General features: G+C 63.6%; 29 protein-coding genes. 18 read left to right on the forward strand and 11 right to left on the reverse strand.

Annotated elements, in window-relative coordinates:
* The first annotated feature begins 33 nt into the window (after positions 1-33).
* On the forward strand, positions 34-639 hold the full coding sequence (locus tag AOT87_RS13170) for a GNAT family N-acetyltransferase (RefSeq protein ID WP_057968895.1): 606 nt from the start codon (positions 34-36) through the stop codon (positions 637-639).
* On the opposite strand, the gene AOT87_RS13175 is transcribed toward AOT87_RS13170, so the two are convergent.
* Genes AOT87_RS13175 through AOT87_RS13185 form a run of 3 tightly spaced genes read right to left on the reverse strand, consistent with a single transcriptional unit; the run spans position 636 to position 3704 of the window.
* Entirely contained in the window at positions 636-1394 is a 759-nt protein-coding gene (locus AOT87_RS13175; RefSeq protein ID WP_057968894.1) for an enoyl-CoA hydratase, read from the reverse strand. The two genes, AOT87_RS13170 and AOT87_RS13175, sit on opposite strands and share 4 nt — an antisense overlap.
* Positions 1391-2503: an acyl-CoA dehydrogenase family protein gene (locus tag AOT87_RS13180; protein ID WP_109398763.1), complete on the reverse strand. Its 1113-nt coding sequence runs from the start codon at positions 2501-2503 to the stop codon at positions 1391-1393. Before AOT87_RS13180 ends, AOT87_RS13175 begins: the two co-directional genes overlap by 4 nt.
* Entirely contained in the window at positions 2496-3704 is a 1209-nt protein-coding gene (locus tag AOT87_RS13185) for an acyl-CoA dehydrogenase family protein (protein WP_044103981.1), read from the reverse strand. Before AOT87_RS13185 ends, AOT87_RS13180 begins: the two co-directional genes overlap by 8 nt.
* A gap of 81 nt (positions 3705-3785) precedes the next feature.
* Here AOT87_RS13185 and AOT87_RS13190 point away from each other — a divergent pair, with 81 nt between their 5' ends.
* The gene (locus AOT87_RS13190; protein WP_057966148.1) at positions 3786-4055 is read left to right on the forward strand and encodes a DUF2277 domain-containing protein; all 270 of its coding nucleotides are present in this window, start codon (positions 3786-3788) and stop codon (positions 4053-4055) included.
* Positions 4056-4066: 11 nt separating this feature from the next.
* On the opposite strand, the gene AOT87_RS13195 is transcribed toward AOT87_RS13190, so the two are convergent.
* Positions 4067-4690 carry a DUF3558 family protein gene (locus tag AOT87_RS13195; protein ID WP_057966147.1) on the reverse strand — a complete coding sequence of 208 codons (624 nt, stop codon included), beginning with the start codon at positions 4688-4690 and terminating at the stop codon, positions 4067-4069.
* 115 nt (positions 4691-4805) lie between these two features.
* Between AOT87_RS13195 and AOT87_RS13200 the strand changes: the two genes are divergently transcribed.
* From AOT87_RS13200 to truB, 4 genes are read left to right on the forward strand one after another with little or no spacing between them, the layout of a single operon-like run.
* The gene (locus AOT87_RS13200; protein WP_057966146.1) at positions 4806-5282 is read left to right on the forward strand and encodes a hypothetical protein; all 477 of its coding nucleotides are present in this window, start codon (positions 4806-4808) and stop codon (positions 5280-5282) included.
* A 13-nt stretch (positions 5283-5295) separates the two neighbouring features.
* On the forward strand, positions 5296-6249 hold the full coding sequence (locus tag AOT87_RS13205) for a metallophosphoesterase (RefSeq protein ID WP_057968892.1): 954 nt from the start codon (positions 5296-5298) through the stop codon (positions 6247-6249).
* Between the two features lie 4 nt (positions 6250-6253).
* Positions 6254-6895: a 4'-phosphopantetheinyl transferase gene (locus tag AOT87_RS13210; RefSeq protein ID WP_030093931.1), complete on the forward strand. Its 642-nt coding sequence runs from the start codon at positions 6254-6256 to the stop codon at positions 6893-6895.
* Positions 6892-7788 (forward strand): tRNA pseudouridine(55) synthase TruB, encoded by an 897-nt coding sequence (gene truB, locus AOT87_RS13215; RefSeq protein WP_081342869.1) that lies wholly within the window; start codon positions 6892-6894, stop codon positions 7786-7788. Before AOT87_RS13210 ends, truB begins: the two co-directional genes overlap by 4 nt.
* A gap of 3 nt (positions 7789-7791) precedes the next feature.
* Here truB and AOT87_RS13220 read toward each other — a convergent pair whose 3' ends face one another.
* The 6 genes from AOT87_RS13220 to mntR form a co-directional block, all read right to left on the reverse strand.
* Complete coding sequence (locus AOT87_RS13220) at positions 7792-8532, reverse strand: hypothetical protein (RefSeq protein ID WP_057969607.1); 741 nt, start codon at positions 8530-8532, stop codon at positions 7792-7794.
* Positions 8529-9821 (reverse strand): polymorphic toxin type 37 domain-containing protein, encoded by a 1293-nt coding sequence (locus AOT87_RS13225; protein WP_057969608.1) that lies wholly within the window; start codon positions 9819-9821, stop codon positions 8529-8531. Before AOT87_RS13225 ends, AOT87_RS13220 begins: the two co-directional genes overlap by 4 nt.
* 1 nt (position 9822) lies before the next feature.
* Complete coding sequence (locus tag AOT87_RS13230) at positions 9823-10134, reverse strand: WXG100 family type VII secretion target (RefSeq protein ID WP_030093927.1); 312 nt, start codon at positions 10132-10134, stop codon at positions 9823-9825.
* Between the two features lie 4 nt (positions 10135-10138).
* A complete protein-coding gene (locus AOT87_RS13235; RefSeq protein WP_057966674.1) occupies positions 10139-10456 on the reverse strand; it encodes a WXG100 family type VII secretion target in 318 nt (105 codons plus the stop codon).
* 105 nt (positions 10457-10561) lie between these two features.
* A complete protein-coding gene (locus AOT87_RS13240) occupies positions 10562-11134 on the reverse strand; it encodes a DUF4262 domain-containing protein (RefSeq protein WP_057966675.1) in 573 nt (190 codons plus the stop codon).
* Position 11135: 1 nt separating this feature from the next.
* The gene (mntR, locus tag AOT87_RS13245) at positions 11136-11858 is read right to left on the reverse strand and encodes a manganese-binding transcriptional regulator MntR (protein ID WP_030093924.1); all 723 of its coding nucleotides are present in this window, start codon (positions 11856-11858) and stop codon (positions 11136-11138) included.
* A gap of 104 nt (positions 11859-11962) precedes the next feature.
* Here mntR and AOT87_RS13250 point away from each other — a divergent pair, with 104 nt between their 5' ends.
* The 11 genes from AOT87_RS13250 to AOT87_RS13295 all read left to right on the forward strand — a co-directional run bounded on the left by AOT87_RS13250 (position 11963) and on the right by AOT87_RS13295 (position 22381).
* A complete protein-coding gene (locus AOT87_RS13250; protein WP_030093923.1) occupies positions 11963-12925 on the forward strand; it encodes a bifunctional riboflavin kinase/FAD synthetase in 963 nt (320 codons plus the stop codon).
* A 93-nt stretch (positions 12926-13018) separates the two neighbouring features.
* Positions 13019-13288 carry a 30S ribosomal protein S15 gene (rpsO, locus tag AOT87_RS13255; RefSeq protein ID WP_030093922.1) on the forward strand — a complete coding sequence of 90 codons (270 nt, stop codon included), beginning with the start codon at positions 13019-13021 and terminating at the stop codon, positions 13286-13288.
* A 95-nt stretch (positions 13289-13383) separates the two neighbouring features.
* Positions 13384-13812 (forward strand): hypothetical protein, encoded by a 429-nt coding sequence (locus tag AOT87_RS13260; RefSeq protein ID WP_081343338.1) that lies wholly within the window; start codon positions 13384-13386, stop codon positions 13810-13812.
* Between the two features lie 271 nt (positions 13813-14083).
* Positions 14084-16351, forward strand: coding sequence for a polyribonucleotide nucleotidyltransferase (locus AOT87_RS13265; protein ID WP_030093920.1), 2268 nt, complete (start codon positions 14084-14086; stop codon positions 16349-16351).
* Positions 16335-17648, forward strand: coding sequence for a pitrilysin family protein (locus AOT87_RS13270; protein ID WP_078322164.1), 1314 nt, complete (start codon positions 16335-16337; stop codon positions 17646-17648). Before AOT87_RS13265 ends, AOT87_RS13270 begins: the two co-directional genes overlap by 17 nt.
* Before the next feature lie 29 nt (positions 17649-17677).
* Positions 17678-18451 carry a DUF2182 domain-containing protein gene (locus AOT87_RS13275; protein WP_081343337.1) on the forward strand — a complete coding sequence of 258 codons (774 nt, stop codon included), beginning with the start codon at positions 17678-17680 and terminating at the stop codon, positions 18449-18451.
* 9 nt (positions 18452-18460) lie between these two features.
* Positions 18461-19276 (forward strand): SDR family oxidoreductase, encoded by an 816-nt coding sequence (locus AOT87_RS13280; protein WP_057966677.1) that lies wholly within the window; start codon positions 18461-18463, stop codon positions 19274-19276.
* A gap of 132 nt (positions 19277-19408) precedes the next feature.
* Complete coding sequence (locus AOT87_RS13285) at positions 19409-20929, forward strand: NAD(P)/FAD-dependent oxidoreductase (RefSeq protein ID WP_057966695.1); 1521 nt, start codon at positions 19409-19411, stop codon at positions 20927-20929.
* Positions 20926-21951, forward strand: a complete 1026-nt coding sequence (locus AOT87_RS13290) for a hypothetical protein (RefSeq protein ID WP_030093915.1) — start codon at positions 20926-20928, stop codon at positions 21949-21951. The genes AOT87_RS13285 and AOT87_RS13290 overlap by 4 nt, the downstream gene beginning before the upstream one ends.
* Before the next feature lie 40 nt (positions 21952-21991).
* Positions 21992-22132, forward strand: a complete 141-nt coding sequence (locus AOT87_RS28840; RefSeq protein WP_157859014.1) for a hypothetical protein — start codon at positions 21992-21994, stop codon at positions 22130-22132.
* A 66-nt stretch (positions 22133-22198) separates the two neighbouring features.
* Positions 22199-22381: a VOC family protein gene (locus AOT87_RS13295; RefSeq protein ID WP_131727279.1), complete on the forward strand. Its 183-nt coding sequence runs from the start codon at positions 22199-22201 to the stop codon at positions 22379-22381.
* Here the strand turns inward: AOT87_RS13295 and ald are convergent.
* Positions 22378-23493 carry an alanine dehydrogenase gene (ald, locus tag AOT87_RS13300; RefSeq protein WP_057966679.1) on the reverse strand — a complete coding sequence of 372 codons (1116 nt, stop codon included), beginning with the start codon at positions 23491-23493 and terminating at the stop codon, positions 22378-22380. The two genes, AOT87_RS13295 and ald, sit on opposite strands and share 4 nt — an antisense overlap.
* A gap of 98 nt (positions 23494-23591) precedes the next feature.
* Here ald and AOT87_RS13305 point away from each other — a divergent pair, with 98 nt between their 5' ends.
* The gene (locus AOT87_RS13305) at positions 23592-24107 is read left to right on the forward strand and encodes an Lrp/AsnC family transcriptional regulator (RefSeq protein ID WP_046254118.1); all 516 of its coding nucleotides are present in this window, start codon (positions 23592-23594) and stop codon (positions 24105-24107) included.
* The last annotated feature ends 3 nt before the right edge of the window (positions 24108-24110 follow it).

Raw genomic sequence — 24110 nt, forward strand, 5'->3', positions numbered from 1 at the left:
AGGTCCATCGATCGAACGGAGCCACTCGCGCCGATGAACAGTTCCACCGGTTATCGAATCGGGCGAGAGATCACCGACGTGGCTGCTGAGGTCGTCGATGCGGGTCCTCCGCCATTGCCCTTATTTGAGGGCACCCGCTACGGACTGCGGCCGGTGGATCCGGAAAGTGCGGACCCGGACATGCTCAGTGAGTGGTTTGCTCGTCCACATCTGCTCGAGACGTGGGAGCAGCCCTGGTCGGCCGTGCGATGGCGCGAAGATTCCTCGTATCGACTGGCCGGGCATTACTCGCTGCCTTGCATCCTCTCGGTAGATGGCGTCGAGGCAGGCTATGTGGAGATGTATCGATCTGCCCGGGATGAGATCGCCCGGATCTACGACGTTCATCCGCACGACACGGGGTTTCACATAGCGACTGCTGCCACCGAGCATCTGGGCCGGGGGGTCATTTCCGAGTGGATCCGGTTACTCCCGTTCGCCGTGTTCGAGGCCGACCCTGCATGTCGCCGGATGATGGGTGATCCAGCGGTCGACAATCCGTCGATCCTGAAGGTGCTCGCCCGCCTCGGTTGGACCGCGATGGGTGAGTTCGATGTTCGGCCGGACCGCCGGATTGCCCTGTACCGGTTCGACCGCTAGGAGTTCTGGCTACGCCCGCGCGCCATGATCGCGGCGCGGCGTTCCTCGACACCCTCGGCGATGGAATTCTGCTCGATCCACCGATGCGCGTCGTCCAGGGCCACCTGCAGGCCGTTGCCGACAAGCTCGGACTCGATGCGCCGGTAGGAGGCCAGGAGCTCACGTACCGCGGGCTGGTTGTTCCCGGCGATGGTCGCGGCGAGCCGCTTGGCCGCCGGCAGCAGGTCCTCGTGGGCAACCACCTCGGTGACCAGGCCGGCTCGTAACGCGTCCTCGGCCGAGAGGTAGTCGCCGGTGAGGCTCATGCGCCGCGCCAGGCCACGTCCGACCGACAGCGGCAGCAGCGTGGTCAGTCCCCAGGTGGGCAGGATGCCAACGCGCGCATGGGTATCGGCGAAACGAGCCTTTTCGGAGGCGATCAGGATGTCGCAGGCCAACGCCAGCTCCAGGCCGCCGGTGACGGCGGCGCCGTTGATGGCACCGATGACCGGCTTGGACAGCTCCGGCCACCACGGGTCCAGGGTGTCGGCCCGATCGCCGCTGCCCAACTCCTTGAGGTCGACGCCTGCACAGAACACCGGGTCGGCGGCGGTCAGGATCATCACGTCGACGTTATCGTCAGCGTCGGCAGCGGTGACGGCCTTGACGATCTCGTCGCCGAGCGCCTTGCTCAGCGCATTGCGGGCCTGCGGACGGTTGAGCGTGATGGTGCAGATCCGGTCTTCGGTCTGCGTCAAGAGAATTCGTTCGGTCATGCGTCGATAACCTCCTTGGCGATACGTTCGGCGTGGACGGCGCGGCCTCCGAAGAGTGCCGAATTGCTGACTGCCCGTTTGTAATACAGGTGGGCCGGGTGTTCCCAGGTAAATCCGATGCCGCCATGGCTCTGAATGGCCTTGGCGGTTACCTCTACCGCTCCCGCGGACGCTACCTGCTGGGCGATGCTCGTGGCCAGCGCAGGGTCGTCAAGGCTTGGGTCGTCATGTGACCATGCCGCATGATAGGCGGCGCCACGCACATTCCCGGCGGCCGCGGCCATGTCGGCAAGGCGGTGCTTGACGGCCTGGAACGACCCGATGATCCGTCCGAACTGAATTCGGGACTTGGCGTATTCGGTTGTCACGTCCAGCATGTGGGCAGCGATACCGGCCTGTTCGGCCGCCAGCGCGGTGGCGGCAACGTCCAGCGCATGCGATACGGCCGAGGCGCCGTTTCCGGCTTCGCCGATCACCCGTGCGGGAGTCGAGTCGAAGTGGATGTTGGCCTGGCGCCGGGTCAGATCCAGGGTGGCCAGGGCATGCCGATCAACGCCCGGCGCGTTCCCGTCGACCGCGAAAAGTGTTGGGCCCGAGTCGGTATCGGCCAGCACCAGAATCACGTCCGCGGTGGCGCCGTCTGGAACGTGCTCGGCGTCGCCGGTGAGCTTCCATCCGTCGTCGTCGGATTCAGCGGACACTGTGATGGCGTCGGCGAGCCGGGTTCGCCCTCCGGCCAGCGTGATCGTCTTGGCGCCGGAGGCCAATGCGGGTACCCATTCGGTAAGGGCGTCGCCGTCGCCGCTGGCCACCAGCGCGGCGGCGCCGAGTGCTGCGCTCGATATCCACGGTAGACACGCCAGCGCTCGTCCCAATTCCTCTGCGACGATGGCTAATTCGATTACGCCCAGGCCTCCGCCGCCATATTCTTCGGGCAGGCTCAGTCCCACGACACCCAGCTCGGACCCGAGGGCGTGCCAGGCCTCCAGGTCGGTGGTTCCGGCATCGGCGATCTGGCGTACATGCTCGGGTGTCCAGACCCGTTCGCACCAACTACGCACCAGCGAACGCAGGTCGCCGTGCTCTTCGGTGAACTCGAATTCAGCCACGGGGCACCTCTTTCCATGCTTTGTCGGTGTCGACCCGGATATCGCCCGGTAACCCGAGAACGCGCTCCCCGATGATGTTGCGCATCACGTCGGAGGTGCCGCCCTCGATGGTGTTGGCTTTGGACCGCAGGAAGGCCCACATGGTGTCGGCGCGGCGGTCATCCTCGACGACGCGCCGCATGTCGTAAGAGGCGTACAGAGTCGCCTCGATGCCTAGCAGTTCGACACAGAAGTCGTAGATCTGCTGGTTGAGCTCCGCGCCCATCAGCTTGCCGATCGACCCCTCCGGACCCATGGGCGCATCGCCCTGGGCGGCGATCCTCATCTGGGTGCCATAGCGGTTTCCCTCTGAGCGCACGAACAGGTTGGTCAGCTTGGCCCGCAGCTCGGGGGTGTGTAGGTCGGGGCGTTGCTTCCACAGATTCAGTGCGTTGCCGATGGATCCGCCGGCGCGACCGTGGTCGAACGCCCCGCCCAGCGCGCTGCGCTCGTTCATCAGCGTTGTCATCGAGACTCGCCAGCCGTCGCCCTCGTTGCCCAGCCGATGTGCATCCGGGATGCGAACATCGGTGAGGTACACCTCGTTGAACTCGGCATCTCCGGTCATTTGGCGCAGCGGACGGACCTCGACGCCCGGATCGGTCATATCGACTACGAAATAAGTCAGGCCGCGGTGCTTGGGCACGTCGGGATTGCTGCGAGCCACCAACAGTGCCCAGCGTGCCTGATGGGCGCCAGAGGTCCACACCTTCTGGCCGTTGATGACCCATTCGTCGCCGTCTCGTATCGCGCGGGTGGCCAGGCCCGCGAGGTCGGAACCGGCCCCGGGCTCACTGAACAGCTGACACCAGAGCTCCTCACCGGTGAACAGCGGGCGCAGAATCCGCTGGGTCAGCTCGGGTTGCCCGTGCGCGAGCACCGTGGGTGCCGCCATGCCGTAGCCGATCACGTTGATAAACAACGGGTCTGGCATGCCCGCCGCGCGCAGGATGGTGTCGGAAACGGACTGGAGCGCAGGAGGCGCGTCGAGGCCGCCGAGGCCGACCGGGAACTGAACCCAGGCCAGGCCCGCGTCATAGACGGCGCCCAGCAGCTCGGTAACAGGGGTGGAAGCGGGGGGATGGCTGGCGAGAACCTCGTGCGCGGCGGCCGCGATGCGTTCGCGTAGCGCGCTAGACGGCTCCGATGACGTCACTGGCATGACTTACGTATACACGCGCATGTGAACTAACCGGTGGGTGGGGCATGGCGTCATCGGAATTGTCTTTCTACTGTCGTAGGTATGTGCAGGAACATCACCGAACTACGCGGGTTGGAACCTGCTGCGACCGACCAGGAGATCGAGGCGGCGGCGCGGCAGTACATCCGCAAGATCAGCGGGATTCAGAAGACCTCCGATGCCAACCGGGAAGCGTTCGAGCATGCGGTGGCGGAGGTGACGGCCACGACGATGCGGCTGCTCGCCGTGCTGCCTGCGCGGCGTCAGCCACCCAAGACGGTGCCCCCGTTGCGGCGACCCGAGGTACAGGCACGCATCGCGGCGCGCGGCTGACCGATCTGATCTCAGAACTTGTAGGCGGGCGCGAGAATGTTTGCGACCCGGCGATTTTCCACGAGGCAACCGGGGCCGTCGGGGGAGTACTTCTGCGATGCGTAGTACAGCGACTGCTGGACCACGCCATAGCTGGTCTTGAAGGTGATCATGCAGGACACCCACCACTGGTTGTTCCAGTCTGTGGGTTTCATGATGTTGTACTCGGCGGCGCGGTGACCCTGAATGGTTGTCTCCACGCCGTCGGCCGGCAGTGAGTCCTCATACGTGCGCCACACGACCGCCTCGACGGCCAATTGATAGTTGTTGCGCGAGTCGTACCGGCAGCGCAGCCCCTCTTCGGGCGCGGGTGGCGTCTGGTCAAGGCCCGCGGCAGCGATGACCGAGCTGGGGATCTCGTAACAGGGATCAAAGGGGCGCGGATCGGTGACCGGGACAACCGGCCATTTGATCGTGGTGGTAGCGGCCCCCGTGCTCGCGGGTCCGGTCATCGGTGCCGTAGAGAACCGCAGCTGGAAGGGTGCGCTGGTGGTGTGCTCTGACGGTGCGGTACGCCAGACCACGAAGCCGCCCAGCGTCAGCGCCATCAGGGCAACGCAGAATCCAGCTCGGACTACGCCTGCCCGTTGGGCCATGCGAATTCACCTCAATCTGATCGGCCGCGGTGCGCCGAAGTCTAGCCGCGTGTCTATCTCATACGGAACATCGAAAACACTAGAACACGTTCTAGTCCGGGAGTATCGTGACGCCATGGCACGAATTGGGAATTACGCGGACGACGATGTGGCCGGCTGGTTGATGGGTTCGCCCGAGATGGCGCCCGGCTTCGCCGGATTTTCGGATGCGGTCTACAACCGCAGCCGGCTTCCGATCGGGGTACGAGAACTCGCACGTATGGCTGTGGCCTTTGCGAACGAATGCTCCGTCTGCCAGAACACCCGTTTCGTTCAGAGCGGAGAGTTGGACGCCGACTTCTATGCGGACGCCGACCAGTGGCGCACTTCGCCGCGATACAGCGACGCCGAGCGGATCGCGGCCGAATTCGCGCATCGCTTCGCGACCGATCATGTCGGATTACGGGAGGACGACGAGTTCTGGGCGCGAGCCCACGAGCACCTCGATGACGGGCTCTTGACGGACCTGGCGCTGTCCTGCGCATTCTGGGTGGGAAGCGGACGTGCGTTGCGAGTTCTCGACGTGGGACAGAGTTGCAAGATAAACCTGTAGGTACATTGGCCGGATGACGCAGGAACGGGAGCCCAGGCTGTGGGCGATCAGCGACCTGCATGTCGGGCAGTCGGCCAACAAGTCTGTTCTCGAGGAACTGCATCCGGCCTCGCCTGAGGACTGGCTGATCGTCGCCGGTGATGTGGCCGAGCGTAGTGATGACATCCGGGGCGCGCTGGATCTGTTGCGGCGCAGGTTCGCCAAGGTGATCTGGGTGCCGGGTAACCATGAACTATGGACGACCGCGCGTGATCCCATGCAGATCTTCGGGCAGTCTCGCTATGACTATCTGGTCAATATGTGCGATGAGATGGGCGTCGTCACCCCCGAGCATCCGTATCCGGTGTGGGTGGAACAGGGTGGTCCCGCGACCATCGTGCCGATGTTCGTGTTGTACGACTACACGTTTCTGCCGGAGGGGGCCAACTCCAAGGCCGAGGGTCTCAAGATCGCCCGCGATCGCAATGTCGTGGCGACCGACGAGTTCCTGCTCTCCAGTGAGCCTTTCGCGACGCGCGATGCATGGTGCCGGGATCGGTTGCGGTACACCAGGAAGCGACTGGAAGATCTGGACTGGATGACGCCGACAGTCCTGGTGAACCACTTTCCTCTGGTGCGTGAACCCTGTGATGCGCTGTTCTATCCGGAGTTTTCGTTGTGGTGCGGAACTACCGAGACCGCGGACTGGCATACCCGCTACAACGCGGTCTGCTCGGTGTACGGACATCTGCACATCCCGAGGACCACCTGGTATGACGATGTCCGGTTCGAGGAGGTATCGGTTGGCTATCCGCGGGAATGGGCCCAGCGCAAACCGTATTCGTGGCTCAGGCAGATCCTTCCCGTCCCGCACTATCCACCCGGATACCTCAACGAGTTCGGCGGTCATTTTGAGATCACCGAACAGATGAGGGTGTCGGCCAAGCGATTCCGTGAACGGCTTGCCAAGGAGCGCGCCAGTGACTGATGAGTTGATCGCGTCGGTGGTTCCCGATGTGCTGTCCTCGGCCGAGTTGTACGAGGATCCACCGGGGTTGACACCGCTGCCGGAGGAGGAGCCGCTGATCGCCAAGTCGGTGGCCAAGCGGCGCAATGAATTCATCACCGTGCGGTACTGCGCGCGGCAGGCCTTGTCCGTTCTTGGCGTGCCCGAGGTCCCGATCCTCAAGGGGGACAAGGGGCAGCCATTGTGGCCCCACGGTGTGGTGGGCAGCATGACGCACACCGAGGGATTTCGCGGCGCGGTGGTGGGCCGCGTAGGCGAAGTGCGTTCGGTGGGGATCGATGCCGAACCGCATGACGTCTTGCCCAACGGAGTGCTCAAATCGATCACCCTTCCGGTCGAACGCGATGAACTCGCTGCCTTGCCAGGGGGCACGCATTGGGATCGATTGCTGTTCTGCGCCAAGGAGACGACGTATAAGGCGTGGTTCCCGCTGACAACGCGGTGGCTCGGTTTCGAGGACGCCCACATCACGCTCGACCCGGACGGGACCTTCACCTCACGAATCCTGGTGGACGGCAAGGCCAACGACGGCAGCGTGCTCTCGACGTTCGACGGCCGGTGGATCATCGACAAGGGTCTGATCTTGACCGCCATCGTGGTGCCGTGACCGATCCCTTGAGTCGTGCGGGCCTCGTAATTGTCGATAAGCCCGCCGGGATGACGAGCCATGACGTGGTTTCCCGCTGCCGAAGGCTGTTTTCCACGCGCAAGGTCGGGCATGCGGGCACTCTCGATCCGATGGCCACGGGGGTCCTCGTGATCGGTATCGAACGAGCCACCAAGATCATGGGATTGCTGACGTTGACCACCAAGTCGTACGCGGCCACCATCCGTTTTGGGCAGAGCACCAGCACTGATGACGCCGAAGGTGAGGTGCTGCAAACGGTATCGGCTTCTCATCTGACCGATACGGATATCGAGGCGGCCGTGGCCCGGCTGCGCGGGGATATCGAGCAGGTGCCGTCCTCGGTGAGCGCTATCAAAGTGGATGGGCAACGCGCGTACAAGCTCGCGCGGGAGGGGCAGTCTGTCGAGCTGGCGGCCAGGCCCGTGCGCATCTCGCGGTTCGATGTGTTGGCGGTGCGGCGGCCGGGCGATGGCTATGTCGATGTGGACGTGGAAGTCGACTGCTCCTCGGGGACCTACATTCGGGCGCTGGCCCGTGATGCGGGGGCCGCGCTGGGTGTTGGTGGGCATCTGACGGCATTGCGGCGCACCAGGGTTGGTGATTTCTCGCTGGAGAGGGCGCGCACACTCGACGAGCTCGCCGACGATGCGACGTTGACACTGGATCTGGACACCGCTTGCCGGGATGGATTCCCCCGACGTGACTTGGATGCGGCGGAGGTTGATTCGGTGCGCAATGGGCGTCCGTTAGCGGCGGCCGGCATCGAGGGGACCTACGCGGCGGTGGATGCCGATAATCGCGTCATCGCGTTGTTGGCCGATAAGGGTTCTCGCACCACGTCGGTGGTGGTGCTGCGTCCGGCGAATTTGTAAAGACTATCCGAAAACCGCCTTGTGCCACCACCATTTGGGATCGCTGAACCACGAGCCGAAGTTGCCCGACTTCAGAACTCGTAGTTCGGTCATGTCGATGTTGTATCGCTCGTACAGTGCGGGGAACTCGGACAACTCTGATTCGTCGCCGATGTTGACGTTCACACTGATGTAGAGAGTGTCGCCTCGGCCCCGATAGGAGTCGACTTGGGGGTTCTTATCCAGCCATTCGAAGAACGCGGCTTCATCGAGTTCGGAGTAGTAACGCACACCCGTAGCCTTGAGGACAGCATTGCCCTCCTTCATAAACTCGGCTATTTCGACTGGCGGCCACATGTTTGCATGAGTACCCGCGTCTCCTACCGCCCACTCGTGGTCGGCATTGTCCGAAAGCGCATGTTTCTCACCCAGGTTCGGCCCGTCCGTCGCGGTTGAGTCTGTGCCGAATACTTCGTTGTGCCACCATCGGTCGGGGCTGCTGAACCAATAGCCAAGCCGCCCTGTGTTTAGAACACGCAGCTCTCTCGGATCGATGCGATACCGACGGTATAGCGCGGCAAGCTCGTGTAGTGCGTCTTCGTCCAAGGCGTCGACGATTACCTTGATGTACAACGTGAATCGCTGCCCTTGGTAGGAGTCGACACTGGGGATCTTGTTAAGCCATTCGAAGAACGCGGCTTCGTCGAAAGACATCTGATACTGAACGCCTGTGGCTTCGAGCACCACATTGTTGACGTCATTCATCGTGTATGTCCTCCTGGGTAGGCATCTTTGATCTTTTTGCCGTTCTTGTCGATCACGTCCCAGTGGGGACCGCCGTGTGCATCTCCAGGGCGAGCTGGCGAGCCCGGTCCAGTAGGTACCCAAACGTTCCCATCGGCGTCCTCCCATCCGAAGCGATTCTTGCCCCTGGCGCTGGGGTTTGGCACCCACCTGTCTCCGGCTTTGGGTGGCACGAAGCCTTCCGCTGTGCCTGGCTGGCCAGGTGCCTTTGCGCCGGTCTTGTCGAACGCGTCACCAGGTGGTTTGTAGTTCGAGTAGACGACCGTTTCCCCGGTAATCGTTGCGATCGACAACCCTATGATCGCACCGAGGCCCGCAGCGGTGACCGCTTCTGCGCTAAAAGTGATACCGCCCAACGTCGTAAGGAATGGGCGGATGCATGCCGCAAGCGATGACGCGCAGGCGTCCACCGCCGTGGCTGCAATCTCGGCGCCACCTGCGGTAGCACGGCCACGAGTGATAACAGCGATCGCGGCGATGGCGGCCAGTCCAACACCGAGAGTGGTGGCGATGGCGAACTGCATATCTGAGCGCAGCTGATTAAGCGCCGCGTGGTGGGCGGTTGTCGAGGTCGCGAGATCGGTTGCCGCCAGCTTGATTCTGCCCGCACTTGTCGAGAGCGTCGTGAGGTGCTCGCTGAGGTTCGGGATATCCGGAGCATGAAAATTGCTCAATGCGCTAGCCGCGAGCCTCAGATCGGATTCGCCCCGTGAGATCGCGTCATTATCGGCAAAGGTCTTCCACGCCTTGGCCGCACTGTCGAGCTTGTCGGTATCACCGTCCGGGATCTCACCGCCCGCCACCTGAGCAACGACTTTCTTGTACAGGTCGGGCACATCAGACTCAAGACCCGGGCCGTTGTGTTTTGACGATGCCACACCGACGACGACGTCTGCCCCATAAGGCAATTCGGACGGGATCGTCCGGGGGCAAGCCGGGCCCGTTCCCTTGTTGGGATCGCGGTTCGCTCTCCAATCGGCGATGGCCCAGTTGTAACCCGCTGCGGTCAGGATGTCGCCCAGGCGTTGCAGCGCTCGTGCATATTCGGTGCTCGCCGTGGTGAGAGCAGCGGCACGATTGTCGTACCCCGAAGACCAGGCTTTGACGGCTTGATAGCCGCCGGCCATTCCGCTGGTTTCCAGGGTGAGAGCACGGGAAAGAGGTTTGAACGCGGCTTGGACGTCGCTCGAGAGTTTGTAGCAGGTGTTGGCGGCCGCGTAGTACGCCGCTGATTCGACGACAACGGGCATATCAACCCCGCGTCATTCGAAGATTGGCTTCTTGTGCCTCCGAGTAGGCGCCGTGAGCGGTTCGCGCGGCCTCTTCCATCTGGTTCAGCCCCTCGACAAGCTCACGCGCCGCATCCATCCATTCCTTGTGGGCTTCGGAGTAGGCGGCAGCAGCGGCACCGGTCCACTGCCCGCTTTGCACAAGTGTCTGAGCGCGCGACTCCAGCTGGTCGAGGTTCTCGGTGACAAACTCCTTGAAACCCCGAGCGCGCGACGTCACCTGCTCGATGTGGTCAAGATCGAAGGAGAACTCCGATTCCACGTGAGCGGCCATTCCCTCAGCCCGCCTGTGTCGACGTGATGGACGAGGCGGTGGAGGTCTCCTGCGCGTGGAATGCCGCAGCATTTGAGTCCAGCGTAGAGGCGATATCCGCCAGCGCGTTCCATACTTTTGTTGCGCCGTCTTGCATTTCGTCCCATCCGGACCGGTAGGCATCGGCGGCGCTGCCCTTCCAGACGCCGAACAACGACTGGACGTCGCGATCCAGTGAACTTGACCCCGCTCTCATTTGGTCGGCAAGGCCTGCGGCGAACTTACTGAGCGCACCGACCTCGTCGATTACCACCTGCAGCGGCGGATTGCCGGCTGATGTCATTGCCTCGCCCTCCCTGGGTTCGATGCGGTCTTTTATGGGTCTGACGCGGCCCGCGGCGATTCGGTTCCGCCTTTTTCACGGATGTTCATACCCCCAAAAGACAGGTCAGTCGGGCGGGCGGATCCACCGGCTTGGCGGGTGCAACTCCCTGGGCATCCACATCAGCGGCTGCCGGTCGGCGAAATGCGGGTCGAGCTCGGGGTTCCCGGGGAACCGGCCCTCGCCATCGGGCCAGAGGATCTGCAGGTACCGCACGCGGTTCGTCCGGTTGAACCACAGCCCGAACCCGAACTCGTTGTCATACCAACTCGGATCGATGGGCGAGAGCTTGACCTGGTAGTCGTCCACGGCGGGCAGGGCGAGCACATCCTCGAACGTCTCGCCGACCTGCAGCACCCGGCCTTCCTGTGCCTGCTTGGCGACTGCGTTGAGAGCACGCTGCATCATGGTGATGTCGTTGACGCCGTAGATTGCCAGCTCGGGTAGGCGCATGGTGTGCCACAGTCCCACGGTGTAGGCGAACGGTGGGCTTTCCTCCGTCGAGGTGGGGCCGATTCCCAGTGCGCTCCAACCGTATTCGGTGACGCTGCCGATGATGTCGCGATCGCTGTCGTTGTAGTCGTGGCGGTCGCCGTAGTCGACACACAGGAGGCACTCACACGCCGCGTGGTCGGTCATTTCAGTCGAGTACGACCCAAATCGATTGAGCTGCAGGGTTTCCCAGCTCCAGCTTCTTCTCGCCGCTGTCTGGTCCGGCGCTGTCAATCGACACCGAGATGGTTCCGGCGAAGTCCCGTCGTTCGTCGACCGTCACCCGGGCATCCAATGCCACGCCGACCGTGTCGAAGTAGCGCAGCATTTCAGGATCTGAGTCGGAGATCCGGGCCACTACGCCGGTGTCACCGTTGGCGCAGTCCGACAGCTGGCGAGCCGGGGGAGTGGGCACCTGCCCGTCGGGGCCGGGAATCGGGTCGCCGTGCGGATCGCGCTGCGGGTGACCGAGCTTCGCGTCGATCTTGGCCAGCAGCAGATCCGAGACGGCGTGCTCGAGCACCTCAGCCTCGTCGTGTACCTCGTCCCACCCGTAGCCGAGTTCGTTGACCAGATAGGTCTCCAGCAGCCGATGTCTGCGGACCATGAGTACCGCGGCCTTGCGGCCCTGGCTCGTCAACGTCACGGCGCCGTACTTCTCGTGATCCACCAGACCTTGGTCGGCGAGCTTGCGGATCGACTCGGAGGCGGTGCTCGCCGACACGCCCATGCGTTCGGCCAGCATCTTGGTGCTTACCTTCTCGCGCGACCACTCCTGCGCGGTCCAGATCACCTTGAGGTAATCCTGGGCAACCGTCGTCAGGTCGGTGTCGGCGGATCCGGCGGGTCGGTCGGATCGAGTGGGGCTCACGATGCTTAGCCTAACCAGGCGCCAAGGGATGCTCAGCCTAACCAGCCGCCGCGTCCCGAAAGCCAAGTCGGCCTTCTCGCATCTTCCGAAGTAGGCTTTATGCCGTGCAACGCTGGCGCGGGCAAGACGAAATCCCGTCCGATTGGGGTCGGTGCGTTCTGACGATCGGCGTATTCGATGGTGTACACCGAGGTCACGCCGAGCTGATCGGGCGTGCGGTGAAGGCGGCGCGCGAGCTCAATCTCAAGAGCGTCCTGATGACCTTCGATCCCCACCCGATGGAAGTGGTGTTCCCGGGAACCCATCCGGCCCAGCTCACAACCCTGACCCGGCGCGCCGAACTGGCCGAGGAACTGGGTGTCGATGTCTTCCTGGTGGTGCCGTTCACCCCTGAATTCATGAAGCTCTCGCCCGAGCGATACGTGCACGAGCTGCTGGTCGAGCGTCTGCACGTGGCCGAGGTGGTGGTCGGGGAGAACTTCACCTTCGGCAAGAAGGCCGCCGGGAATGTCCACATGCTCAAGAAGGCGGGCGAGCGATTCGGCTTCAAGGTCGACGCTGTCTCTCTTGTCACCGAGCATGCGGTCACGTTCTCCTCGACGTACATCAGATCCTGCGTCGACGCCGGAGACATGGTGGCGGCCACCGAAGCATTGGGCCGTCCACACCGCGTCGAAGGCGTCGTGGTCCGAGGTGACGGTCGTGGGCGGGAACTGGGCTTCCCGACGGCCAACGTGGCGCCGCCGATGTTCGCCGCCATTCCCGCCGACGGGGTGTATGCGGCCTGGTTCACGCTGCTCGGGCACGGTCCCACCATGGGAACCGTCGTGCCGGGTGAGCGCTATCAGGCGGCCGTCTCGGTGGGCAGCAACCCCACGTTCTCCGGCAAGGCGCGCACCGTCGAGGCGTTCATCATGGACACCGCAGCGGATCTCTATGGCCAGCATGTCGCCGTGGATTTCGTGGCGCGGGTCCGCAGCATGGAGAAGTTCGATTCGGTCGACGCACTCGTGGACGAGATGGGGCGCGATGCCCAGAAAGCTCGCACGATTTTGGCGCGAGGCTAGCCCGCCGGTACACTCCAACACCGGTGTGAGCTGCAGTTCGCGGTGGCCCGCCAGAAACATTCGACGCGAACCCCAGTGATGGAGAAGCTTGCCGTGGCATTGACTACCGAGCAGAAGAAAGAAATCCTCACCCAGTACGGGCTGCACGAGACCGACACCGGTTCTCCCGAGGCCCAGGTCGCGATGCTGACCAAGCGCATCGTCGATCTGACTGAGCACCTGAAGACTCACAAGCACGATCACCACAGCCGTCGTGGTCTGCTGCTGCTGGTCGGCCGTCGCCGCCGGCTGCTCAAGTACATCGCCAAGGTCGACGTCGCGCGTTACCGCTCGCTGATCGAGCGCCTGGGTCTGCGCCGCTGACTTTGTCTTCTCCTCGGCTGGGTCGTTCTGGAATCCGAGGCGCGGTATCTGTCGCTCTTGTCGTTGTCGGTGCGGTCGTGTTGTCGGCGTGTTCGATGGCACCGGCCACCGATGGCCTGGCCGTTGGTGACTGCGTCAATCTCAGCGGCACCGATCAGCACGCCAAGCTGGTCAAGGAACCGTGCGGTAGTCCTCAGTCCAATTTCAAGGTCTTCGCCAAGGCGGCGACCGATGCGGACTGTCCCCGCGACGCCGACTCCTCCTACTACGCCAAGCGCGGATTCGGTCGCAAGAGTCAGGCTCTGTGCCTGGACATCGACTGGGTGGTTGGCAGCTGCATGAGCGTCCCCGACAAATGGGACGGTGACCCGGTGCGGGTCGACTGCAACGACGTCAACGCTCAGAACAAGAAGCGCGTCACTCAAGTCCTACAGGAAGTCTCGACCGCCGACGAATGCATCACCGGGCTTGGCTACCCGTACGTCGATCGCAACTTCACCGTATGCGTGGAGGAACTGCCCTGATCAAGGTGCATGGCCGCAAACGCCGCAGGTGATAGGGTGTCTGGGTTGTCATGCTGGTCCCGCCGGGTAACGGGCGGTCTTCGGTAGTGGCTGCCGGGTTCGACGTTTGTGCTCATCGATTCCCCGGCGGCTTCGATCGAACGGCCGTGGCCGATCACCTTCCGGGTCCACTTCGCGCTGGTACGTCCGCGCGCTGACCGCGTGATGGCACGCATGCCCAATGCAGCTATGTGCTGCTCACTGAGAATGTATGAGAGGTATTCCAGAACCTATGTCTGTTACAGAAATTGAAGAAGGCGTTTTCGAGTCCACCGCGACCATCGACAACGGGACCTTCGGCACCCGCACCATCCGGTTCGAGACCGGACGGCTGGCCCAGCAGGCCGCCGGCTCTGTCGTCGCCTACCTGGATGACGAGACCATGCTGCTGTCGGCCACGACCGCCAGTAAGAGCCCCAAGGATCATTTCGACTTCTTCCCGCTGACCATTGACGTCGAGGAGCGGATGTATGCGGCGGGCCGGATTCCCGGATCGTTCTTCCGCCGTGAGGGACGTCCCTCCACCGACGCCATCCTGACCTGTCGTCTCATCGACCGGCCGCTGCGCCCGACTTTCGTCAGCGGGCTCCGCAACGAAATCCAGGTCGTGGTGACGGTGCTGAGCCTGAACCCCGCCGACCTGTACGACGTGCTGGCCATCAACGCCGCGTCGGCGTCCACGCAGATCGCCGGGCTGCCCTTCACCGGCCCCGTCGGCGGTGTCCGGGTCGCCCTGATCGAGGGCCAGTGGGTTGCGTTCCCGACGATCGAGCAGCTGGAGACGGCCGTGTTCGACATGGTCGTCGCCGGTCGTAAGACCGCCGACGATGTCGCGATCATGATGGTCGAGGCCGAGGCCACCGACAACGTCATCGCACTCGTGGAAGGCGGAGCCGGCGCTCCCACGGAAGCCGTCGTCGCCGAGGGCCTTGAGGCCGCCAAGCCGTTCATCGCCGCGCTGTGCACCGCGCAGCAGGAGCTGGCCGAGAAGGCCGCCAAGCCCGTCGGCGAGTACCCCTTGTTCCCCGACTACCAGGACGACGCATTCGCCGCCGTCGCTGCCGTGGCCACCGAGCCGCTGTCGCAGGCGCTGTCCATCGCGGGCAAGGCCGAGCGCGACGAGAAGACCGATGAAATCAAGGTCGAGGTTCTGGGGCGTCTGCAGGAGGGCTTCGATGGCCGCGAGAAGGAGATCGGCGCGGCATTTCGTTCGCTCACCAAGAAGCTGGTGCGCCAGCGCATCCTGAAGGACCAGTTCCGTATCGACGGCCGCGGTGTCACCGACATCCGCGCACTGTCGGCCGAGGTGGCTGTGATCCCGCGGGCACACGGCAGCGCGCTCTTCGAGCGTGGCGAGACCCAGATCATGGGCGTCACCACCCTTGACATGGTCAAGATGGCCCAGCAGATCGACTCGCTGGGGCCGGAGACCTCGAAGCGCTACATGCACCACTACAACTTCCCGCCGTTCTCGACCGGTGAGACCGGTCGCGTCGGCTCGCCCAAGCGTCGCGAGATCGGTCACGGCGCTCTGGCCGAGCGTGCGCTCATGCCGGTGCTGCCGAGCGTCGAGGAGTTCCCGTACGCCATCCGTCAGGTCTCCGAAGCGTTGGGATCCAACGGATCCACCTCGATGGGTTCGGTCTGCGCCTCGACACTGTCGCTGCTGAACGCCGGTGTGCCGCTGAAGGCTCCCGTCGCCGGTATCGCCATGGGCCTGGTGTCCGATGACATCGAACTGGCCGACGGCACCACCGAGCGTCGCTTCGTTGCGCTCACCGACATCCTGGGCGCCGAAGATGCCTTCGGTGACATGGACTTCAAGGTCGCCGGCACCAAGGACTTCGTCACGGCGCTGCAGCTCGACACCAAGCTCGACGGCATCCCGTCGCAGGTGCTGGCCGCCGCCCTGTCGCAGGCCAAGGACGCCCGCGCCACCATCCTCGAGGTGATGGCAGAAGCCATCGACGCACCCGACGAGATGAGCCCGTACGCGCCGCGCATCACGACCATCAAGGTGCCGGTCGACAAGATCGGTGAGGTGATCGGGCCCAAGGGCAAGATGATCAACTCGATCACCGAGGAGACCGGCGCCAGCATCTCCATCGAGGATGACGGCACCGTCTTCGTGGGCGCCTCCAACGGTGAGGCGGCGCAGGCCGCGATCGACAAGATCAACGCCATTGCCAACCCGCAGCTGCCCAAGATCGGTGAGCGTTTCCTCGGAACCGTGGTCAAGACAACTGATTTCGGTGCGTTCGTGTCGCTGCTTCCGGGCCGCGACGGACTGGTGCACATCAGCAAGCTCGGCAAGGGCAAGCGGATCGCCAAGGTCGAGGACGTGGTCAAGGTCGGCGACAAGATTCAGGTCGAGATCGCCGACATCGACAACCGCGGCAAGATCTCGCTGGTCCCCGTCGGCGACGACGAGGCCGCGGATGCTTCCGCCGACAGTAACGGTGCGGCCGAGGCCAAGCCGGCAGATGCCGTCGCGGAGTAGCGTTCCGAGCGCCGTACGTCGCACGGTCCTTCCAGGTGGTCTCCGAGTAGTCACCGAGGCGATGCCCTCGGTGCGCTCGGCGTCCGTCGGCGTGTGGGTCGACGTCGGCTCACGCGATGAGGGGCGCAGTGTCGCCGGTGCGGCACACTTCCTCGAACACCTGCTGTTCAAGTCGACGCCCACACGGTCGGCGGCCGATATCGCACAGTCGATTGACGCCGTCGGCGGTGAGCTGAACGCATTCACCGCGCGCGAGCAGACCTGCTACTACGCACACGTGCTGGACTCCGATCTGGAGCTGGCGATCGACCTGGTGGCCGATGTGGTGCTGCGCGGCCGATGCGCCAGTGAGGATGTCGAGGTCGAGCGCGATGTCGTGCTCGAAGAAATCGCGATGCGCGACGACGACCCCGAGGACCTGTTGGGGGAGGCATTCCTCGGGGCTCTGTTCGGAGATCATCCGATAGGCCGCAGTGTGCTCGGCAGCTCGGAATCCATATCGACGATGACGCGGTCCCAGCTGCATTCGTTTCACGTCCGCCGGTATCGGCCCGAGCGCATGGTGTTGGCCGTGGCCGGGAACATCGAGCACGATCGCGTAGTGCGCTTGGCGCGCAAGTACTTCAAGTCGCATCTGGATTCTTCGGTGAAGACGGTGGCGCCCCGTAAGGGGAGCGGTCGAGTCACCGCGACACCGGGGCTGGAATTGGTGTCGCGGGACGGCGAGCAGGTACACCTGTCGCTGGGCGTGCGTACCCCCGGACGTGGCTGGCAGTACCGCTGGGCGTTGTCGGTGCTCAACAGTGCGTTGGGTGGCGGGCTCAGTTCCCGCCTGTTCCAAGAGATTCGCGAGCAGCGTGGACTGGTGTACGCGGTCTATTCGACGGTGGACACCTTCTCCGATACCGGAGCGTTGTCGGTGTACGCGGGCTGCTCACCGGAGCGCTTCGACGAGGTGGCCAAGGTGACCTCGCAGGTACTGGGGTCGGTCGTCGAGGGCGGATTCACCGCGGCGGAGATCGAACGGGCCAAGGGTGCGCTTTCTGGAGGACTTGTTCTAGGGCTTGAGGATTCGGCGTCTCGTATGAACAGAATGGGCCGCAGCGAACTGAACAACGGTAAGCACCGCACGATTTCGGCGACCCTGGACAAGATCGAGGCGGTGACGGTCGACGAAGTCAATGGCATCGCCCGGCAGTTGCTCAGCGGCCGAGCCGGTGCGGCCGTAGTCGGTCCGTACCGATCCAAGCGGACGCTGCCGCGCGCACTGCGAACGATGATCGAATCCGCGAGCTAGGTGCGCGTCGGCAAGATATTCTCTTACTGATGGCCGCCAACGCGATCCAGCGCGTCAGAGAACTGGCGGCTGGCAGATACACCGGGATCGCGACCGCGATAATTCTGTTGTCGTGGTTGGGTTTCGCGTTCCTCCCGCAGCACGCCACCGCCCACAAGCAAGCGCCCATGGCCGAGCATATGCACGGCATGGATCACGCGAACATGGCGCCGATGGCCACGCCGGTGGTGCATCAGCCCGCGTTGTGGATTGCCATCGTCTCCTGGATTGTCATGACCATCGCGATGATGGGACCGGCCACACTTCCCGCGGTCCGGTACGTCGAGCAGAACGTGCCACGGGGCCGTTGGCGTGCGCTGATTCTCTATGCGGCGGTCTGGCTCGCAATGTGGACGGTGGTCGGGCTGATCATCACCCTGGCGCTCCTTGCCGCCGGCAACTTCAACCGGTGGTGGTTGCTCGCGGGGGTGCTCCTGCTGACGGCGATGTGGCAGCTCACTCCGATGAAGTGTCGGGCGCTCGGCGAATGCCACCGCTCGCTACCACTGCCCCCGGACGGCTGGCCGGCGGCCAAGGGCCTCATGCGATTCGGAGCAATCAGCGGGTGGGCGTGCATCCGTTCCTGCTGGGCGATGATGCTGACGATGGCCGTCGCGCCCTCGGCGCACCTGGCGTGGATGGTGGGATTGACCGCCGCGGTCACCTGGGAGCGATTCACCCGGTATCCGCGCCGAACGGCATGGCTTCTCGCGGGCCTGTTCGTCGTCGCGGCTGCTGCGGTCGGGGTTTTCGCCATCCAATAGGGTTCGGGCATGGACATCAACGGCAGCGTCGCCATCGTCACCGGAGCCGGTTCGGGAATTGGACAGGCCCTCGCCTGGGGTCTGGCGGATGACGGAGCCAGGGTCGTGGCCGCGGACATCGATGCCGATGCTGTGGCGGCCACTGCCGCGGCGCGGGCGGGCCGCATCATCGGACAGCGTGCAGATGCCAGCTCGAGCACCGATATCGAGGCCCTTATCGCCTTGGCGGAGAAGGAATTTGGCCCCGTCGATCTCTACGCGGCCAACGCAGGCATTGGCTGTGGGCTGGGACTGGATATCGGCGAGGCCGCTTGGGACCTCGCCTTCGATGTGAATCTGCGCGCACATATCCGGGCGGCAACCTTGCTGACGCCGAAATGGGTGGAGCGCGGGCGCGGCTATTTTGTGTCGGTCGCTTCTGCTGCCGGGCTGCTCACCCAGCTCGGTTCGCCGGCCTATTCGGTGACCAAGCACGCGGCCGTCGGTTTTGCCGAATGGCTGTCGATCACATATGGCGACAAGGGGATCGGGGTGAGCTGTCTATGCCCGATGGGGGTGAAGACCCCCTTGCTTGACGGTCTCACGCAATCCGATGATCCCGCGACCAAGGTGGCCGGTAGCTCGATCACGGCCGCCGGGGAGGTACTGCAACCCGAGGCCGTCGCGAGGATCACGCTGGATGCGGTACGTGCCGAGACCTTCCTGGTGCTACCGCACCCGCAGGTGCTCGACATGTACCGGCAGAAGGGCGCCGATTACGACCGGTGGATTGCCGGCATGCGTCGCTACCAGGGCGTACTCGAAGAGCAGGTCAAGTCCTCGTAGTCGGAGCACTCACATAAATGTGTGATGCAAATCACACGTTCATGATTTGTGTGACTAACTCAGCTCTTGTCGTATCGCACCCCCGACCTGCTAGCGTTGACGTAAGTTAGCAATTCGTCAACGAAGATGAGGGTGGTAACCGCGCACATGGCAGTCGATAACCCTGTTGACGTAGTGGTCATCGGAGCCGGCATGGCCGGACTGGGGATGGCCGCTCGATTGCGCCAGGCCCGGGTGGAAAGTCTGCTGGTTCTCGAGCAAGCGCCCGAGGTCGGCGGCTACTGGCGGCGCAACACGTTCGCTTCCGTCGCCGGTGATGAGTTGGCGGTGCAGCAGTCGTATGCGTTTTCGCCCAACACATCCGCCCGTTCGGTGTGGGCCACGCGTGACAATGTCCTGTCCTATCACCGTGACCTCATCGCGCGGCATAACCTCGAGCCGGTACTGCGACTGCGGCATCGGGTGACGGCGCTTGCGTACGAACCCGCGAAGGCCACCTGGCGGATCACGGTGGCGGGTAAGAAATCGATCTTCGCGCGACGCGTCATCGTGGCGGTTGGCGCTGGAACATCGCCGGTACCACCGCAACTCGACGGTATCGAGCAGTTCGACGGCCCCGTGCTCAGCACGGCGGACTGGGACCCGGACTTCGATTTCACCGGCCGTAATGTGGCGGTGATCGCGGCGGGCGCCAGCACCGTGCATGTGGTGCCCGAACTGGTCAAGAAGGCGGCACGGGTGCGGGTGTTTCAGCGCACTCCGGACTGGGTGCTGCCACGCTGGGGCGGAGAATCGTCGAGCACGGCCGGGCGGCTGCTTTCGCGTGCATCGGGATCCATTGCGGGACGGGTGGCCGGCCGTTCGCATGAGGCGCTGCGCCGGGGTTTGGTGTGGCGGGGAGTTGGCACCCGGTTCGTCGAGGCGGTGGCCGAGAATCACCTCAACCGCAATGTGAAGGATCCTTGGTTACGTCGCAACCTGCTTCCGGCCTATCGTGCGGGCAGCCGCCGGATTCTGTTCTCCGATGAGTTCTATTCGGCTCTGCAGCAAGACAATTGCAAGCTGGTTCCGTGGCCCGTCACCGGAGTGAGCGCCATTGGAGTGCGATCGGCCGATGCCATGACTCACAAGGCCGACTGTCTGGTCTTCGCGCTCGATACCCCCGAGGTGCTGATCGAAGCGCCGTTCTCCATCAAGGGGGTGGACGGCTCCACGCTGGACGAGCAATGGGGTTCCCAGCCGAAGGCCTTCCGCGGCGTGAACGTGCCCGGGTTCCCCAATCTGTTTCTGCTCACCGGTCCGGGTTCCGGTTCCAACGCGTTGGCGGGCCTGTCGCATATCGAGGCGCAAATCGATTATGTGACAGCGTCACTGGCTCTGGTTGATTCGTTGGCTTTCGTCTCCATCGAGGTGCGCCGAGAGCCCCTGGAGCGTGAGCAGGCGCGCGCGATACGGCGATTCGATCGAACCACCTGGCGCGATGGTGCGTTCCGCTGGTACAAGCCCACTGAAACTGTCGGTAGTGAGCTTTTCCCTGGTACGACAAGCGAATTCCGGCGTGCGCTGGCCGATCTGGATGCCGCCGACTACAAGATTCTTACCCAGCAGGAACTCATTTCCGCCCATTCGACGAAGTTAGGGGTAGCCCAATGACCGCAGTGCTCCCGGACGAGCTGACCAGAGAGAACACCAAGGACATCTCGAAGAACGACGAGTTCTTTGAGAATGTCCTGGTCAAGATCAAGGCCAGGCAGTGGACCCTGGCGGATTTCGACTGGGACAAGCCTGGGGCCGAGACCATCAACCCGGAGCAGTTCGACGACCTCAAGCAGTTCATGTCGGATCTGGTGTGGATCGAGCACATCGGTGGCCGGATGATGGGCACGCTGGGTATTACCGCGCCCAGCGACACGTTGCGGGAGATCTACAGCTACTTTCATGCCGAGGAGCAGCGGCACGCCAATGCCGAGATCGCGCTGATGCGCCGGTGGGGCATGCTCGAGGAGGGCGAAGTTCCGCCGCAGTCCGGCGATATCAAGGCCCTGTTGCAGGCGCTGCGCGGGTTCGACAACCTCGGTGACCGCCGACTGCCATTCGTCTACATGGCCACTGTCATCCCGTTCTTCGAGGTCGGGCTCGACGGCGCCGTCCTGAAATTCTTGTCCGGCGAGGTCGAGGATCCGCTGTTCCATGAGGTGTTCGCCAAGATCAACTCCGACGAATCACGGCATTTGGCAATTGGTTTCGCGGTGATGGACATGCTGGGCACCCGCAAGTTCTCCCGGATGCTGGTGGAGGATGTGGCGCCGCTGCTCAAGCCGGTGACGATCGTGCGCGCAGTTGGCTTGGCCAATCCTCACGTTATCCGCTTCGCGGGCTTTCTGACCCGGGTGGGTGACGCGATGCGAAACATGGGTATCGACACGATTCTGATTCAGCGTGCGTTCGATCGCTATGCCGAATCAGGCGGTCGTAAGAGCAGCAATGCCAGCCGGTTGCCTGTCTTCCGGGTGCTGCGTTACCCCATCGTCAACAGCACCTACTTCACCGACTTCGATCATCCTCTGCATAAGGTGGGTCGTGCGGTGAACAAGTTCAACGACAAAGTGCCGTACCGCAAGAAGATCAAGACACCGACGTGGACCAACGACCTCACCGCGGAGACCGCGGTGTAGGACGGACCCGACCGGCAGAGGAGGGGCTCTGAAGGACCAGATGGACCTGAAGTCCTTTGTTCCGGTCGTGTTCGTCCGCGACGTCTCTGCGAGTGCGGAGTACTTCGGAACGGCACTCGGATTCGCCGTCGACTTCCTGCACGGGACGCCGCCGTTCTATGGCGGTGTGTCGCGAGACTAGGTGTGCCTGCACCTACGTTTTGTTCGCCGACCGAACTTCGCCGAGCTTGCGGCCTCGGAACATTCCTTGATCCTGGGTGGGATCGAAGGGCCAGACGTCTGGCCACTCTTCGACGAATTCAGCAGCCGTGGTGCGCTGGTCGTCCAGGCCCCGGCCAAACAACCCTGGGGTGGAACGGATTTTCATGTCCGTGACCTGGACGGCAACGTTATCTCGTTTGTCAGCTACGAGCAGGGCGAGCTGCGCTAGGCGAGGAGGTCTGCGGGATCGGTGAAGGGCAGCTCGAGATCCTCGGCGACGTGGGCGTTGAGCAGGGCACCCTCGTGTGTCGAGAGCCCCTTGGCCAGTGCGGCATCCTGTCGGCAGGCCTGCTGCCAGCCCTTGTCCGCCAACGCCAAGACGTACGGCATGGTGGCGTTGGTCAAGGCGAAGGTGGATGTGCGGGGTACGGCGCCGGGCATGTTCGCCACGCAGTAGAACACGCTGTCATGCACGGAGTAGGTCGGCTCGTCGTGGGTGGTGGGCCGCGAGTCGGCGAAGCAACCGCCCTGGTCGATGGCGATGTCGACGAGTACCGAGCCGGGCTTCATCTGGGCTACAAGTGAATTCGACACGAGCTTGGGCGCCTTGGCGCCGGGGATGAGCACCGCGCCGATCACGAGGTCGGCCCGCTTGACGGCCCCCTCGAGGTCCATGGTGGACGAGTAGCGGGTCCGGATCGTGCCACCGAATTCGGCATCCAGCTCGCGCAGCTTGTTGAGGTTGACATCGAAAACCGTGACATGTGCGCCCATTCCGGCGGCAATCCGCGCGGCGTTGTACCCAGCGACACCTCCACCGATGACGACCACATCGGCGGGGCCGACGCCCGGAACGCCTCCCATCACCACGCCGCGGCCGCCTACCGGGGTCATCAGATGGTAGGCCCCGACCTGTGCGGAGAGCCGCCCCGCCACCTCACTCATCGGGGCCAACAGGGGGAGTGCGCCGTCGGCGGTCTGCACGGTCTCGTAGGCGATCGACGTGGTTTCGGACTTCAGCAGCGCCTCGGTGCAGGGCAGGGATGCGGCCAGGTGCAGGTAGGTGAAGAGAGTCTGGCCGCGACGCATCAGGGCGTACTCGGGCTCGATGGGTTCCTTGACCTTGAGGAGCAGATCGGCTTCGGCCCAGACCTGTTCGGCACCGTTGATAACCTGCGCGCCCGCGGCTTTGAAGTCCACATCGGATATCGAAGAGCCCTCACCCGCGCCGGCCTGGATGATCACCTCGTGGCCACGGCGGGTCAGCTCGGCCACACCGGCAGGGGTGGTGGCTACGCGGTACTCGTTGTTCTTGATCTCGGTAGGGATACCTACACGCATGATGCTTCTCCTGTTTCGGAACTAAGTCTCGTGTTCAAGTGTGAAGAAGCGTCGGGAAAGGCGCAATAATTATGTGGAAGATTCGGTACATTCCATCAATGACCGCGAAATCACCGGAATCTCGGTACGACATGCCAACCGCGCCGAATGATGTTCGGCGGGTGGATCTTGATGACGTCGACCGCCGCATTCTGAGGGAACTGCATGACGATGCACGTATACCCAACAGTGCGCTTGCCGAGGCCGTGGGGATCGCGGCGTCGACGTGTCACGGGCGGGTCCGGCGCCTGCAGGAAACCGGGGTGATCCGTGGATTCTTCACCGATGTCGACCCGGCCGCCGTCGGACGGCCTCTGCAGGCGATGATTTCGGTCAGTCTGCAAGCCAACGCGCGCGGAAAGATCCGTACCTTCATCCGGGACATACGTCAGCTGCCACAGGTCATCGACGTGTACTTCCTGGCGGGCGCCGACGACTACATCCTGCACGTGGCGGCCCGCGACACCGAGGACCTCAGGTCCTTCGTGGTTGAGAAACTCAACGCACAGCCCGATGTCGCGGGCACGCAGACGTCATTGATCTTCGAGCACCTACGTGGGGGAGCCCCTTTGTAGGCG

This window comes from Mycobacteroides sp. H003, from assembly GCF_001440135.1.
GTDB lineage: Bacteria > Actinomycetota > Actinomycetes > Mycobacteriales > Mycobacteriaceae > Mycobacterium > Mycobacterium gwanakae.

What these genes read in the sequence shown, in the direction of transcription:
- AOT87_RS13170 (WP_057968895.1), top strand. Translation starts at nt 34, where the DNA reads ATGAACAGTTCCACCGGTTATCGAATCGGGCGAGAGATCACCGACGTG.
- AOT87_RS13175 (WP_057968894.1), bottom strand. Translation starts at nt 1,394, where the DNA reads ATGACCGAACGAATTCTCTTGACGCAGACCGAAGACCGGATCTGCACC.
- AOT87_RS13185 (WP_044103981.1), bottom strand. Translation starts at nt 3,704, where the DNA reads ATGCCAGTGACGTCATCGGAGCCGTCTAGCGCGCTACGCGAACGCATC.
- AOT87_RS13190 (WP_057966148.1), top strand. Translation starts at nt 3,786, where the DNA reads ATGTGCAGGAACATCACCGAACTACGCGGGTTGGAACCTGCTGCGACC.
- AOT87_RS13195 (WP_057966147.1), bottom strand. Translation starts at nt 4,690, where the DNA reads ATGGCCCAACGGGCAGGCGTAGTCCGAGCTGGATTCTGCGTTGCCCTG.
- AOT87_RS13200 (WP_057966146.1), top strand. Translation starts at nt 4,806, where the DNA reads ATGGCACGAATTGGGAATTACGCGGACGACGATGTGGCCGGCTGGTTG.
- AOT87_RS13205 (WP_057968892.1), top strand. Translation starts at nt 5,296, where the DNA reads ATGACGCAGGAACGGGAGCCCAGGCTGTGGGCGATCAGCGACCTGCAT.
- AOT87_RS13220 (WP_057969607.1), bottom strand. Translation starts at nt 8,532, where the DNA reads ATGAATGACGTCAACAATGTGGTGCTCGAAGCCACAGGCGTTCAGTAT.
- AOT87_RS13225 (WP_057969608.1), bottom strand. Translation starts at nt 9,821, where the DNA reads ATGCCCGTTGTCGTCGAATCAGCGGCGTACTACGCGGCCGCCAACACC.
- AOT87_RS13230 (WP_030093927.1), bottom strand. Translation starts at nt 10,134, where the DNA reads ATGGCCGCTCACGTGGAATCGGAGTTCTCCTTCGATCTTGACCACATC.
- AOT87_RS13235 (WP_057966674.1), bottom strand. Translation starts at nt 10,456, where the DNA reads ATGACATCAGCCGGCAATCCGCCGCTGCAGGTGGTAATCGACGAGGTC.
- AOT87_RS13240 (WP_057966675.1), bottom strand. Translation starts at nt 11,134, where the DNA reads ATGACCGACCACGCGGCGTGTGAGTGCCTCCTGTGTGTCGACTACGGC.
- AOT87_RS13260 (WP_081343338.1), top strand. Translation starts at nt 13,384, where the DNA reads ATGGCACCGGCCACCGATGGCCTGGCCGTTGGTGACTGCGTCAATCTC.
- AOT87_RS13265 (WP_030093920.1), top strand. Translation starts at nt 14,084, where the DNA reads ATGTCTGTTACAGAAATTGAAGAAGGCGTTTTCGAGTCCACCGCGACC.
- AOT87_RS13270 (WP_078322164.1), top strand. Translation starts at nt 16,335, where the DNA reads ATGCCGTCGCGGAGTAGCGTTCCGAGCGCCGTACGTCGCACGGTCCTT.
- AOT87_RS13275 (WP_081343337.1), top strand. Translation starts at nt 17,678, where the DNA reads ATGGCCGCCAACGCGATCCAGCGCGTCAGAGAACTGGCGGCTGGCAGA.
- AOT87_RS13280 (WP_057966677.1), top strand. Translation starts at nt 18,461, where the DNA reads ATGGACATCAACGGCAGCGTCGCCATCGTCACCGGAGCCGGTTCGGGA.
- AOT87_RS13290 (WP_030093915.1), top strand. Translation starts at nt 20,926, where the DNA reads ATGACCGCAGTGCTCCCGGACGAGCTGACCAGAGAGAACACCAAGGAC.
- AOT87_RS28840 (WP_157859014.1), top strand. Translation starts at nt 21,992, where the DNA reads ATGGACCTGAAGTCCTTTGTTCCGGTCGTGTTCGTCCGCGACGTCTCT.
- ald (WP_057966679.1), bottom strand. Translation starts at nt 23,493, where the DNA reads ATGCGTGTAGGTATCCCTACCGAGATCAAGAACAACGAGTACCGCGTA.
- AOT87_RS13305 (WP_046254118.1), top strand. Translation starts at nt 23,592, where the DNA reads ATGACCGCGAAATCACCGGAATCTCGGTACGACATGCCAACCGCGCCG.